Consider the following 13,697-nt stretch of genomic DNA (forward strand, 5'->3'; position numbering starts at 1 on the left):
CGGCCCTCCGCCCGAAGATCCAACCCGAGGAAAGACCGATGAACGCCCCCCTCTCCTTCGCCGGCACCCGTCCCGGCGCCCTCGATTGGCCGGTCACGGCGGCGCTGCGTGCGCTGGCGATGGATGCGGTCGAACAGGCCAAGTCCGGCCACCCCGGCGCGCCGATGGGCATGGCCGAGATCGCCGCCACCCTGTGGCGCGAGCATCTGCGCCACGATCCGAGCGATCCGCGCTGGCCCGACCGCGACCGCTTCGTGCTGTCGAACGGCCACGGCTCGATGCTGATCTACGCGCTGCTGCACCTGACCGGCTACGACCTCTCGATCGACGATCTGAAGGCCTTCCGTCAGCTCGGTTCCCGGACCGCCGGTCACCCGGAAGTCGGCCACACGCCCGGCGTCGAGACGACCACCGGGCCGCTCGGCCAGGGGCTGGCCAATGCCGTCGGCATGGCGCTGGCGGAGCGCACGCTCGCGGCGCAGTTCAACCGCCCCGGCCACGAGATCGTCGACCATCGCACCTTCGTCTTCATGGGCGACGGTTGTCTGATGGAAGGCATCTCCCACGAAGCCGCCTCGCTCGCCGGTTCGCTCGGGCTCGGCAAGCTCGTCTGCTACTGGGACGACAACGGCATCTCGATCGACGGCCAGTGCGTCGAATGGTTCGCCGACGACACGCCGGCCCGCTTCGAGGCCTACGGCTGGCAGGTGATCCGCGGCGTCGACGGCCACGATCCGGCGTCGATCGACGCCGCGACGAAGGCGGCGCTGGCCGACACGAAGAAGCCGACGCTGATCTGCTGCCGCACCGTGATCGGCCGCGGCTCGCCGGGCAAGGAGGGCACGGAGACCTGCCACGGCGCCCCGCTCGGCGCCGCCGAGATCGCCGCCGTGCGCGAGGCGATGGCGTGGCCGCATGCGCCCTTCGAGATTCCCGACGCCGTGCGCGCCGCCTGGGACGCCCGCGAGGCCGGCAAGGCGCGCTCCGCCGACTGGCGCCGTCGCTTCGCGGCCTATGCCGCGGCCCATCCCGAACTCGCCGCCGAGTTCGAGCGCCGCATCGCCGGCCTCCCCGCCCCCGGCTTCGAGGCCGGTGCCGCCGCGGCGCTCGCGGCCTGCGAGGCGGCGGGCTCGATCGCCTCGCGCAAGGCCGGTCAGCTGGCGCTCGCCGCCTTTGCCGAGCACGTGCCGGAGATCTTCGGCGGCTCGGCCGACCTCGGCCATTCCAACCTGACGGTCCACAAGGGCTCCAAGCCCGTGAGCCGCGATCCGGCGGGCAATCAGGTGTTCTTCGGCGTGCGCGAGTTCGCCATGGGGGCGATCTCCAACGGCCTGGCGCTGCACGGCGGGTTCATCCCCTTCTGCGCCACGTTCCTGGTCTTCTCCGACTATGCCCGCAACGCCATCCGCATGGCGGCGCTGATGAAGCAGCGGGTGATCTGGGTGCTGACCCACGATTCCATTGCGCTCGGCGAAGACGGGCCGACGCATCAGCCGATCGAGCACGTCGAGAGCCTGCGGCTCATCCCCGGCCTCGACGTCTGGCGCCCGGCCGACGCCGCCGAGACCGCCGCCGCCTGGGCTGCGGCGCTCGCCCGCACCGACGGCCCCTCGGCGCTGATCCTGTCGCGCCAGAATCTGCCGCCGCAGGCCGGCGCGGTCGACGGGCGCGGCTATCGCACGCTGCGCGATCCGGCCGGCGCCTGCGCCACGCTGGTCGCCACCGGCTCGGAGGTCGGTCTCGCGGCCGCCGTCGCCGACGTGCTGGCGGCGGAGGGCAAGCCGGTGCGGCTCGTGTCGATGCCCTGCGTCGAGGCCTTCGAGCGACTGCCGGCGGGCGAACGCGCCGCCGTTCTCCAGAAGGGCCTGCCGATCGTGGCGATCGAGGCCGGCACGACGCGCGGCTGGCGCGGCGTGGTGGGTGATCGCGGCCTCGTCGTCGGCATCGACCGCTTCGGCGAGAGCGGGCCGGAAAAGGCGCTGCTCGCTCATTTCGGCTTCACCGCCGAAGCGGTCGCCGCGCGGGTGCGGGAGCATCTGGCGACGCTGTGAGGCGGGAGGATTGGGCTCGGTGCAGAGGCCCTTCACCCTTCGAGGCTCGCTGACGCGAGCACCTCAGGATGAAGGACCTCCGCGCGAGACGGTGCCCCCTCGCGCACCATTCCCTACGTCCCTGCAAAACGAGGAGGGACGTCCCCGGAGGCGGAGGCTCGCGTCGGCCCGCGCTTCTCCGCCTCCGGGACATCTCACGAGGCTCGGCCCGTCGGCCGGAGCCTTCGACGAAACGGAAGCCCGGAGAGACATCATGAACCCGCTGGTCATCGCCCCCTCGCTGCTCGCCGCCGACTTCGCCCGGCTCGGCGAGGAGGTCCGCGCCGTCGAGGCGGCGGGGGCCGACTGGATCCATTTCGACGTGATGGACAATCACTTCGTACCCAACCTGACCTTCGGTCCGATGGTGCTCGAGGCGCTGAAGCCGTGGTCGAAGCTGAAGATCGACGCCCATCTGATGGTCGAGCCGGTCGACGCGCTGATCGAGGGCTTCGCGGCCGCCGGCGCCGACCTGATCTCGATCCACGTCGAGGCCTGCCGTCATCTCGACCGCTCGCTGCGGCTCATCCGCCAGAAGGGCTGCGAGGTCGGCGTGGTGCTCAATCCGGCGACGCCGGTCGCAGCCCTCGACTGCGTCCTCGATCAGGTCGACATGGTGCTGCTGATGTCGGTCAATCCCGGCTTCGGCGGCCAGAGCTTCCTGCCGCACGTGCTCGACAAGATCGCCGACGTGCGTGCCCGGATCGAGAGGACCGGCAAACCGATCCGCCTCCAGGTCGACGGCGGCGTCGCCCCCGACACGATCGGCGCCGTGGTGGCGGCGGGTGCCGACACGGTGGTCGCCGGCTCGGCGATCTTCAAGAAGAAGGACTACGGCCAGGCGGTGCGCGACCTGCGCGCGGCCGCCGCCGCCGGCGTGGCGCCGGTGCGGGCGAGCGCGTGAAGATCGGACGGGATACGGCGTTCGGCCCCTGTTCGGCTTCATGCTGAGGTGCCCGGCGCAAGCCGGGCCTCGAAGCGCGAAGCCATGACGGGCGGTGCCACTCGCCCTTCGCGACTAACGAGGCTCGCTGACGCTCGCACCTCAGTGTGAAGGGCTTCCTCGAGGTCTCACGGATGAATGACCTCTGCCGACGCTCCCTCAGCGCCGCGCGTCGTCGCCGATCCGCCAGTCCCATTCGGCCTTCGGGTTCCAGCCCTCGAGATCGTCGATCGGGTGGGTGGACTTCAGCGCGTAGAGCGCGCGGCGCAGGCGATCGGAGAGGGTCGCCGTCGTCGCGCCCTCGCCGCCGCGGGCGTCGCGGAAGCGCTTCCAGCGCAGGCCCCACTTGAGCAGGAACTGGCGGCTGCCCTTGTTCTTGCGGATGCGACCGGTCGACCGACAGGCGAAGTGATAGACGCGGCAGGCATCGACCAGCCGGAACTCGCGGCAGCCGACCGTCCACAGTTTCATGACGAGATCGTCGTCGGTCGACATGCCGGGCGAGAACTCGACCGAATAGCCGCCGACCACCTGCCACAGCGTGCGGTGAATCATCGTCGGCTGGGAGAAGACGAAGCGCTCGTCGCCGCGCGTGGGATCGCGGTAGTGCGCCAGCAGCTTGTCGCGATCGAAGTTCTCCGGCCCGGTGCCGCAGTCGAGGATCATCGGACGGGTGTCGCCGGTGTCCTTCGGCTCGATCAGCCGCGAGGAGAGGAAGATGCGGTCGGTCCCCGCCTTCTCGATCTCGGCGACGAGAGCCACGTCCCAGCCGGGGCAGACCCACATGTCGTCGTTGAGGTAGAGGAGCCACGGCTTCGTCGCCAGCGAGGCGGCGAGGTTCACCGACACCGCCACACCGAGGTTCTTCGGCGCGAAGGAATGGCGCAGGCCCTTCTCGCGCACCCAGGCGAGCGTGCCGTCGGCGTCTTCGTTGACGTGGACGATGATCTCGTGGGCGTAGGCGGAATTCGCCTCGATCGAGGCGATGCAGAGCTTCAGATACTCGAGGTTGTTCCAGGTCGGAACGACGATCGAGAAGCCGAGATCGGCTCCGTGGGCGTTGGTCGAGGCATCCGCCATGTCGCGCGTTCCGCTGTCGAGGGGCCTCCTCGATAGCGCGCGGGGGCCCCGGGCTCAAGGGGCGGCGGGGGCACGCATGGCCGCGGGCACGGGCACCCTTCCCTTCTCCCCCTGCGGGAGAATGCGGCGCAACGCGCCGGATGAGGGGTGGCGTGCGCGAGCGCGCAATGCATCGATGCTCGACCGTCCCGGGCTTTCGCCCACGGAGGGGCGAAGAGGAGCCCGGATCGACGTTCCTGCGCGATCCTTCGAGACGCGCCTGCGGCGCTCCTCAGGATGAGGTCATCGAGATTTCATCTGTAAAAACAGATACCTCATGCTGAGGAGGGCGCCAATGGGCGCCCGTCTCGAAGCATCGCGCACGGCGTCTAATTCGGCTCGGGCCGGAATGTGCAGCAGTTTCCTTGCGGGCTCGCGCCCGCCCCCTCATCCGCCCTTCGGGCACCTTCTCCCGCGGCGGCCTTCGTACCTTTCCCGGCCCGAAACCCGCCTCCGCGCCCACGCGTTCCCTCTCGGAATCCCCGCCCCTTCGCCCCGTCTCCCACCCGATTCTCCCCACCCCTCTTCCCCTCGCCGCGACGTTCTGCTACAAAGAACAAACAAGGAACATGAGGAGTGGCACAGTGGCTCTCCACGACATGGGCTCCGTGCGACGCGGCTGGCACGGGGGCGAGACGACGCGTGCCGCGGACGGGTTCGGGTTCGGGCTCGGCGTCGAGGCGATCGACGAACGCTGCGGCGGGCTCGCGCGCGCCGCCGTCCACGAGATCCTCGCCGCCGGACACGACGACGCGGCGAGCGCCGCCGGCTTCGCGCTGGCGCTGGCCGAGCGGGCGACCCTCGCCGGCCCCGACGAAGGGTTCGGACGCGATCTCTTCGGCCGGCCCCGCACCGCCGAGCGCGGCGCGATCTGCTGGATCGTCCAGGACTACCTCGCCCGCGAGGCCGGGGCGCTCCATCCGCCGGGTCTCGTCGGGCTCGGCATCGATCCGGCGCGCGTCACTCTGGTGCGGGTGCGCGACATGGCCGACGGACTGCGCGCCGCCGACGAGGCGGCACGCTGCCGCGGCCTCGGTGCCGTGGTGCTGGCGATGCGCGGCGACGGGCCGGCCGGGCGGATCGGCGGGGGTCCGCGCGACTGGGATCTGACGGCGAGCCGGCGGCTGGCGCTGGCGGCATCGGCCTCGGGGGTGACGCTCTTCGTCGTCCGCGTCGCTGCCGGTGCGGTGGCGAGCGCGGCGTCGAGCCGGTGGCAGGTCCGGTCGGCGCCGTCGCGGCCGGCACCGGCCAACGCGCCGGGCAACCCCGCCTTCCGGGTGGCGCTGCTGCGCCACGCCAGCCGCGGCATGGGGTCGGAATGGTCTGTGGAGTGGAATCGTGCGTACCGAGCCTTCGATCTCGTTTCCGACATCCGCGGGGCGGCGTCTTCTCGCCCTGTGGCTGCCCTTCCTGCCGACCGATCGGCTGCGGCGGACATCCGCCGCACCGCCTGAGACGGCGCTGGCCGTGGTCGGCCGGCGGGGCGCAGCGCGGGTGATCGAGGCCTGCGACGCGCGGGCGCTGGAACTCGGCCTCCGCCCGGGAACGGCACTCGCCGACGCGCGGGCGCGCTTCCCCGATCTGGCGATCGAGGAGGCCGACCCGGCCGGCGACGAGCGGCTGGTGGCGCGGCTCGCCGAGGCCTGCGAGCGCTTCACCCCGATGGTGGCGATCGATCCGCCGCACGGGCTGATGCTCGACGTCACCGGCTGCACCCATCTCTTCGGCGGCGAGGCGGCGCTGACGGCGGAGATCGTGGCGCGCTGCGGCCGGTCCGGGCTGACGGCGAAGGTGGCGCTCGCCGACGGGCCGGCGACGGCGCGGGCGCTGGTGCGCTTCGGCGACGGCGGCATCGTCGCGCCGGGGGGAAGCGAGGCGGCTGTCGGGCGTCTGCCGCTCATGGCCCTGGAAGTCGGCGAGGAGACCCATCGCGCGCTGCGGCGGGCGGGCTTCCGCACCCTCGCCGATCTCGACGCCCATCCGTCGGTGCTCTTCTCCGCCCGGTTCGGCGAGGCGACGACGCGGCGGCTCGCCGAGATCCTCGGCCGGGTCGATCGCCGCATCACGCCGCTGCGCCCCCTGCCCGACTGCATGGTCGAGCGCCATTTCCCCGAACCGCTGGTCCATTCGCCGTCGCTGCGCGAGACGCTCGCCCATCTCGTCGACGAGGCGGGCGAGATGCTGGAGCGGCGCGGCCAGGGCGGACGCCTGTTCGAGGCGACCTTCTTTCGCTCCGACGGCGTCGTCCGGCGCATCGCCGTCGGCACCGGACGGCCGGTGCGCGAGACCGCCGTGGTGATGCGGCTCTTCGACGAACGCCTCGCGGCGCTGGCCGATCCGCTCGATCCGGGCTGGGGCTTCGACGCGCTGCGCCTGTCGGTGCCGGCCGGCGAGGCGCTGACCGCGCGCCAGCCGACCCTCGACGGGCGGGTGAACGAGGATCGGGCCTTGAGCGATCTCCTCGATCGGCTGGTCGCCCGTTTCGGCCGCGACCGGGTTCTGCGCTTCGTCGCCCGCGACAGCCATTGGCCGGAACGCGCCGCCGACGTCGTGTCGATCGCCGAAGGGGCGCCGCGCGAGGATGTCGCGTGGGCCGCGCCGCTGCCGGGCGATCCGCCGGCGCGGCCGCTCACCCTGTTCGATCCGCCGCAGCCGATCGAGACGCTGGCGACCGTGCCGGACGGCCCGCCGATGCGCTTTCGCTGGCGGCGGGTGCTGCACGAGATCGTCCGCGCCGAGGGGCCGGAGCGGATCGCCCCGGAATGGTGGCGCGACGGGGCGGACGAGCCGACGCGCGACTACTACCGCATCGAGGACGCGACCGGGCACCGCTTCTGGGTGTTCCGCAGCGGCCTCTTCGGCGAGGCGGAGGCGCCGCGCTGGTTCGTCCACGGGCTCTTCGCATGAGAGCGGACGGCTCTTCGCGGAGGTCCTTCATCCTGAGGTGCGAGCGCGAGCGAGCCTCGAAGGGTGAAGGGCCGAGTGGCAGGGCCCGTCGTGGCTTCGCCCTTCGAGGCCCGACTTTCAGTCGGGCACCTCAGGGTGAAGCCGAACGGAGAAAGAAATCTCGAAACTTCGAGAGTTCGCCATGAGACCCTTCGCCCCCCCGCCCCGCTTCGCCGAGATGGTCGCGGCCAGCAACTTCTCCTTCCTGCGCGGCGCCTCGCCGGCGGAGGATCTGGTGGCGACGGCGCTGGCGCTGGGGCACGGCGGCATCGGCATCGCCGATCGCAACACGGTCGCCGGCGTGGTGCGGGTCCATCGCGCCCTCCTCGACCTGCGCGAGGCGGAGGACGAAGCCGTGGCGGCGGCGGCGAAGGCGTTCAAACTCGCGGCCGGGGCGCGGCTGGTCTTTGCCGACGGCGCGCCCGACGTGGTGGTCCATCCGACGACGCGCGACGGCTGGGGCCGGCTCTGCCGGCTGCTGACGCTCGGCAAGCGGCGGGCGGCGAAGGGCGCATGCACCCTCGGCCTCGACGATCTGATCGAGAGTTTCGCGATCGCCCCCGCCGATCTGGCGCTGATCGTCATGCCCGACCCGGCCGCGCCCGAAGCCGTCGCCGCGGCGCTGGCGCGGCTCGCCGCGGTGTCGCGGGCCGAGGTCCGGCTCGCTGCCGCCATGCCGCGCGGCGGGGCCGACCGGCGACGACTTTCCGGACTGATCGAGACGGCGCGGGCGGCCGGCGTCGCGCTCATCGCCACCAACGACGCGCTCTATGCCGCGCCGCAGGACCGCGACGTGCAGGACGTGCTGTCGGCGATCCGCGAGCGGGTGCCGCTCGCCGCCATGGGGCGGCGGCTCGAGGCCAATGCCGAGCGGCATCTGAAGAGCGAAGCCGAGATGCGCCGCCTCTTCGCCGATGCCCCCGGCGCGGTCGACGAGGCGGGGCGGTTCCTCTCGTCGATCCGCTTCGATCTCGGCGACCTCACCTACGAGTACCCGGACGAGCCGGTGCCGGAGGGCTGGACGGCGCAGGCCTGGCTCGAGGATCTGACCCGCCGCCGGGCCGCCGAGCGTTGGCCGGCGGGCGTGCCGGAGAAGGTCGCCGCGTCGCTCGACAGCGAGCTGCGGCTGATCGGCGAGCTCGACTACGCCCGCTATTTCCTCACCGTCCACGACATCGTCGCCTTCGCCCGCTCGCGCGGCATCCTGTGTCAGGGGCGCGGCTCGGCGGCCAATTCCGCGGTCTGCTACGCGCTCGGCATCACCTGTGTCGATCCGGCGGAGAACGATCTGCTCTTCGCCCGCTTCATCTCGGCGGAGCGGCGCGAGCCGCCCGACATCGACGTCGACTTCGAACACGAGCGGCGCGAGGAGGTGATCCAACACGTCTACGAGAAATACGGCCGTCATCGCGCCGGCCTGGTGGCGACCGTCATCAGCTATCGCCCGCGCAGCGCCATCCGCGACGTCGGCAAGGCCTTCGGTCTGACCGAGGACGTCATCCGCCGCCTCGCCGGCGTGCTGCGCGACGGGCGCGGCGGCATCTCTGCCGAACGCGCCCGGCAGGCGGGGTTCGATCCCGACAATCCGACCATCGCGCGGGTGCTGACGATCGCTTCGCGCATCCTCGGCTTTCCCCGCCACCTGTCGCAGCACGTCGGCGGCTTCGTGCTGGCGCGCGGGCGGCTCGACGAGACGGTGGCGATCGGCAACGCGGCGATGGACGACCGCACCTTCATCGAATGGGACAAGGACGACATCGACACGCTGCGGCTGATGAAGGTCGACGTGCTGGCGCTCGGCATGCTGACCTGCATCCGCAAGGCCTTCGACCTGCTGCGGCTCTCCGGTGGGCCTGACCTCGGCCTCGCCGACGTGCCGCTCGAAGAGCCGGCCGTGTGGGCGATGCTGGAGCGGGCCGACACGATCGGCGTCTTCCAGATCGAGAGCCGGGCGCAGATGAACATGCTGCCCCATCTCGCGCCGAAATGCTTCTACGACCTCGTCATCGAGGTGGCGATCGTGCGGCCCGGACCGATCCAGGGCGGCATGGTCCACCCCTACCTGCGGCGTCGGGCGGGGCTCGAGGACGTCGACTTCCCCTCGCCGTCCCCGGAGCACGGGCCGGCGGACGAGCTCCACGGCGTGCTCGGCAAGACGCTCGGCGTGCCGCTCTTCCAGGAACAGGCGATGAAGCTCGCCATGGTGGCGGCGAAGTTCACCGACGCCGAGGCGAACCGCCTGCGTCGCGCCATGGCGACCTTCCGCAACATCGGCACGATCCAGACCTTCGAGGAGATGATGGTCGGCCGCATGGTGGCGCGCGGCTACGATCCGGCCTTCGCGCAGGCCTGTTTCGAGCAGATCAAGGGTTTCGGCTCCTATGGTTTTCCCGAGAGCCACGCGGCGAGCTTCGCCAAGCTCGTCTGGATCTCGGCCTGGCTCAAGTGCCGCCACCCGGCGGTCTTCGCCTGCGCGTTGCTCAATTCCCAGCCGATGGGCTTCTACGCCCCGGCCCAGATCGTCCGCGACGCCCGCGACCACGGCGTGCCGGTCGGCGCGGTCGACGTCGCCCGCTCGACCTACGACAACCGGCTCGGCGCGCGCCCGGACGGGACGATCGCGCTGCGCCTCGGTTTTCGCCAGGTCGACGGGTTGTCGCAGGACGCCGCCGAGCGGATCGTGGCGGCGCGCGGGGCGGGTTTTCTCTCGGTCGAGGATCTGGCGCGGCGGGCGCGGCTCGATCAGCGATCGCTACGGCTCCTCGCCGATGCCGACGCCTTCCGCTCGATGGGGCTCGACCGACGGGCTGCGGCCTGGGCGATCCGGCGGCTGCCGGATGCCGAGGCCCTTCCGCTCTTCGCCGCCATGGGGGCGCCGGAACTGGCGGCGGAGCCGGCGATCGCGCTGCCCGAAATGGGCCTCGCCGAACAGGTCGTCGCCGACTACCAGACCGTCCGGCTGTCGCTGAAGGCCCATCCGATGGCGCTCCTGCGCGACCGCTTCGCCGCCGAGGGCGTGCTGACCACGGCGGATCTCGCCGCCGCCCGCGACGGGGCCTGGGCGAAGACGGCGGGCGTCGTGCTGGTGCGCCAGCGGCCGGGCAACGGCAAGGCGATCTTCGTCACGCTGGAGGACGAGACCGGCGTCGCCAACGCGCTGCTGTGGGCGCGCGAGTTCGAGCGCTTCCGGTCGCAGGTGGTCGGCGCCCGGCTGATGCTGATCGAGGGCGTCGTGCAGAAGAGCCACAAGGGCGTCGTCCATCTGATGGGCCGGCGGGTGGAGGATCGCACCGCCCTGCTCGACGGGCTCGGCCTCGACGACGGCTCGGAGACGGACCCGACCGGCAATGCCGCCCGTCATCCCCGCGACGTCCGCGTGCTGCCGAAGTCGCGCGACTTCCATTGAGGCAGCCCCTCGCCGCATCACGGCCGCGCCGCAGTTGACAGGAGGCCGCGAGACCTGCCCCGATGGGGGTGACGCAACGAAACGACGGACACGACGATGAAGACCCTGTTCGCCGCCGCCCTCGCAGCCGCCGCCGCGACCTTCGCCACGACCTCGGCCACGCCGGCGCGCGCCGCCGGCTGCCCGGTGCCCGGCGACATCGTGTCGTTCAACTCGGACGATCCGGCGGCGATCATCTTCCTCAACGGGACGAACCGGCCGCTGCGCGTCCACTGGCTCGACTTCCGCGGCGACGCCAAGTTCTACCGCGAACTGCAGCCGGGCGAGGCCTATCGCCAGCAGACCTATCTGACGCATCCCTGGATCGGCGTCGATCCGGCCGGAAACTGCGTCGGCGGCGTCTTCATGGCGAGCCGGCCGGGCGACAATCGCATCACTTTCTCGGACCGCTGAGCGGTCGCGAACCGGCGGTCGGGAGCCGCCGCAATCGGGGGGACGGACGATGAGCGACGACAATTCCAGCAACGACGTGTCCTGGGCGCCGACCGGCGACTCCGTCGATTCCGGCGGCGCCGACGTGGTGGCGGCACCGGAGGGGATCCTCTCCCGCATCGGCAATTCCTTCTCGGCGGTACTGGTCGGCCTTCTCTTCGTGATCGGCTCGACCATCGGCCTCTTCTGGAACGAGAACAACGCGGTCGAGGTCGCCAAGGCGCTGAAGGAAGGTGCCGCGACGGTGCAGACCGCGGCCACCGACCGGGTCGACGCCTTCCTCGACGGCCGGCTCGTCCATGCGAGCGGCGAGACGGTGAGCGCGCGCGGCGTCGCCGATCCCGATCTCGGCCTCGCCACGGCCGGGCTGAAGCTCGAGCGCAAGGTCGAGATGTACCAGTGGTACGAGACCGAGAAGGGCTCGGGCAGCGACCGCCGCTTCGTCTATGACCGCAAGTGGTCGGCGAGCCCGGTCAATTCCGAAGGCTTCCATGCGCCGTCGGGCCATTCCAACCCGCCGTTCCGGCTCGAGGGCGGCAGCTTCACCGCGCAGGACGCCCGCATCGGCGCGCTGGCGATCTCGCCGGCCGCACTCGGCGAACTGCCGACGGGCGACCGATTCCTGCTCGACGACGCCGCGGTGGCGAAGGCGCGTGCGGCACTCGGGTCGCGCACCCGCGCCGACATGGGCGGGCTCTACGTCGGCCAGGACCCGGCGAACCCGCATGTCGGCGATCTCCGCATCACCCACACGATCGCCCGCACCGGTCCCGCCTCCTTCGTCGGGCGCCAGCAGGCGGGCGCGATCGTCGCCCACACCGCCTCGAACGGCCGCGAGATCCTGCTCGCCGATCGCGGCATCGTGCCGGCCGACGCGATGTTCAAGGAGGCGCAGGAGGAGAATCGCATCTTCACCTGGATCATCCGCGGCGTCGGTCTGCTCTTCATGCTGATCGGCTTCTCGCTGTTCTTCGCCCCGGTCCAGCTCCTCACCGACTGGATCCCGATCGTCGGCGGCCTCGTCCAGGGCGCCGTCTTCCTGGTGTCGCTGACGGCGACGGTGGTGCTCGGATCGATCGTCATCGCCGTCGCCTGGTTCGCGGCGCGGCCACTGCTGGCGATCGGCGTGCTCGTCGCCGGCGGGGCGATCGCCTGGGGTCTCACGCGCCGGCGGGCGGCAAAGCAGGCGGCACAGGGCGGGGCGAGCCCCGCCCGAGCGTGAGATGCACCACGTACGACAGTCGAGAAGGCGCCGGTTTCGGCGCCTTTTTCGTCTCTGTGGTGCTCTCAGGGCTCCACCATGGTGAGAACAAAGGGTCTCGCCCGACGGGGAAATGCGTAGCAGCATCGGGGCTTCTTCACCCACCGGGACAGAGCGCCACCATGACCACCAACGCCGATCTCCTCGCCCGCCGCGCCGCAGCCGTTCCGCGGGGCGTCGCCACCGCGACTCCCGTCTATGCCGATCGCGCCGAAAACGCCGAGATCTGGGACGTCGAGGGCAAGCGCTACGTCGACTTCGCCGGCGGCATCGCGGTTCTCAACACCGGCCATCGCCACCCGAAGGTGGTCGCCGCCGTCGAGGCGCAGCTCGGCCGCTTCACCCACACCGCCTTCCAGGTCAACGCCTACGAGAGCTACATCGAGCTCGCCGAGAAGCTGAACGCGCGCGCGCCCTTCTCCGGCCCGGCCAAGACCATCTTCTTCACGACCGGCGGCGAGGCGCTCGAGAACGCGGTGAAGATCGCGCGTGCCCACACCGGCCGCTCGGGCGTCATCACCTTCACCGGCGCCTTCCACGGCCGCACCATGCTGACCATGGCGATGACCGGCAAGGTTCTGCCCTACAAGAAGAAGTTCGGCCCGATGCCGGCCGAGGTGTGGCACCTGCCCTTCCCGAACGAGGCCCAGGGCGTCACCGTGAAGCAGGCGCTCGACGCGCTCGGCTTCCTCTTCCGCGCCGACGTCGAGCCCGAGCGCGTCGCCGCGATCGTGGTCGAGCCGGTGCAGGGCGAAGGCGGCTTCTACGAGACCCCGACCGAGCTGTTCCAGGCGCTGCGCAAGATCTGCGACGAGCACGGCATCGTTCTGGTCGCCGACGAGGTGCAGACCGGCTTCGGCCGCACCGGCAAGCTCTTCGCCATCGAGCACACCGGCGTCGAGCCGGACCTCGTCACCATGGCCAAGTCGCTCGGCGGCGGCTTCCCGATCTCCGGCGTCATGGGCCGCGCCCACATCATGGACGCGCCGGAGCCGGGCGGCCTCGGCGGCACCTATGCCGGCAGCCCGCTCGCCTGCGCCGCCGCGCTCGCCGTCCTCGACGTCATCGACCAGGAGAAGCTGCTCGATCGCGCCAACGCCATCGGCGCCGCGATCAAGGGCCGCCTCGAGGCGCTCGCGACCCGCAACGACATCGTTCCGATCACCGCCATCCGCGGTCGCGGCGCGATGATCGGCTTTGACATCGTCAAGTCGCACGGCGCCTACGAGCCGGATGCCGACGCCACCAAGCGGGTGACCGCCGCCGCCCTCGAGGCCGGCCTGATCCTGCTGTCCTGCGGCGTCCACGGCAACGTGATCCGCATCCTGGTGCCGCTGACCGTCTCCGACGCCGTCCTCGAGGACGGCCTGAAGGCGCTCGAGACCGCGCTGGTCGCCGCCCGCGCCTGATCCGGACGCCGATCGGATCGATCGGCGTTCC

Annotated in this window: 9 protein-coding genes; 8 read left to right on the top strand and 1 reads right to left on the bottom strand. The window is 71.5% G+C overall.

Going from position 1 to position 13,697, the window contains the following annotated elements:
• The first annotated feature begins 38 nt into the window (after positions 1–38).
• Together tkt and rpe are read left to right on the top strand one after the other, a co-directional pair.
• Positions 39–2,051 carry a transketolase gene (gene tkt, locus ACT541_RS11375; protein WP_476136914.1) on the top strand — a complete coding sequence of 671 codons (2,013 nt, stop codon included), beginning with the start codon at positions 39–41 and terminating at the stop codon, positions 2,049–2,051.
• Between the two features lie 253 nt (positions 2,052–2,304).
• Positions 2,305–2,994, top strand: a complete 690-nt coding sequence (gene rpe / locus ACT541_RS11380) for a ribulose-phosphate 3-epimerase (protein WP_476136916.1) — start codon at positions 2,305–2,307, stop codon at positions 2,992–2,994.
• 198 nt (positions 2,995–3,192) lie between these two features.
• Here the strand turns inward: rpe and ACT541_RS11385 are convergent, their stop codons facing one another.
• On the bottom strand, positions 3,193–4,113 hold the full coding sequence (locus ACT541_RS11385; RefSeq protein ID WP_476136918.1) for a glycosyltransferase family 2 protein: 921 nt from the start codon (positions 4,111–4,113) through the stop codon (positions 3,193–3,195).
• Between the two features lie 623 nt (positions 4,114–4,736).
• Between ACT541_RS11385 and ACT541_RS11390 the strand changes: the two genes are divergently transcribed.
• The 6 genes from ACT541_RS11390 (at position 4,737) to gabT (ending at position 13,666) form a co-directional block, all read left to right on the top strand.
• A complete protein-coding gene (locus ACT541_RS11390) occupies positions 4,737–5,606 on the top strand; it encodes a hypothetical protein (protein ID WP_476136919.1) in 870 nt (289 codons plus the stop codon).
• Complete coding sequence (locus ACT541_RS11395; protein ID WP_476136921.1) at positions 5,491–7,059, top strand: Y-family DNA polymerase; 1,569 nt, start codon at positions 5,491–5,493, stop codon at positions 7,057–7,059. Before ACT541_RS11390 ends, ACT541_RS11395 begins: the two co-directional genes overlap by 116 nt.
• Positions 7,060–7,240: 181 nt before the next feature.
• Positions 7,241–10,504, top strand: coding sequence for an error-prone DNA polymerase (locus ACT541_RS11400; protein ID WP_476136923.1), 3,264 nt, complete (start codon positions 7,241–7,243; stop codon positions 10,502–10,504).
• A gap of 96 nt (positions 10,505–10,600) precedes the next feature.
• On the top strand, positions 10,601–10,957 hold the full coding sequence (locus ACT541_RS11405; RefSeq protein WP_476136925.1) for a VHL beta domain-containing protein: 357 nt from the start codon (positions 10,601–10,603) through the stop codon (positions 10,955–10,957).
• Between the two features lie 49 nt (positions 10,958–11,006).
• On the top strand, positions 11,007–12,218 hold the full coding sequence (locus ACT541_RS11410; RefSeq protein WP_476136927.1) for a TMEM43 family protein: 1,212 nt from the start codon (positions 11,007–11,009) through the stop codon (positions 12,216–12,218).
• Between the two features lie 161 nt (positions 12,219–12,379).
• Positions 12,380–13,666, top strand: a complete 1,287-nt coding sequence (gene gabT, locus ACT541_RS11415) for a 4-aminobutyrate--2-oxoglutarate transaminase (protein WP_476136929.1) — start codon at positions 12,380–12,382, stop codon at positions 13,664–13,666.
• Positions 13,667–13,697 lie beyond the last annotated feature (31 nt).

Source organism: Pinisolibacter sp. DMC100, from assembly GCF_056313705.1.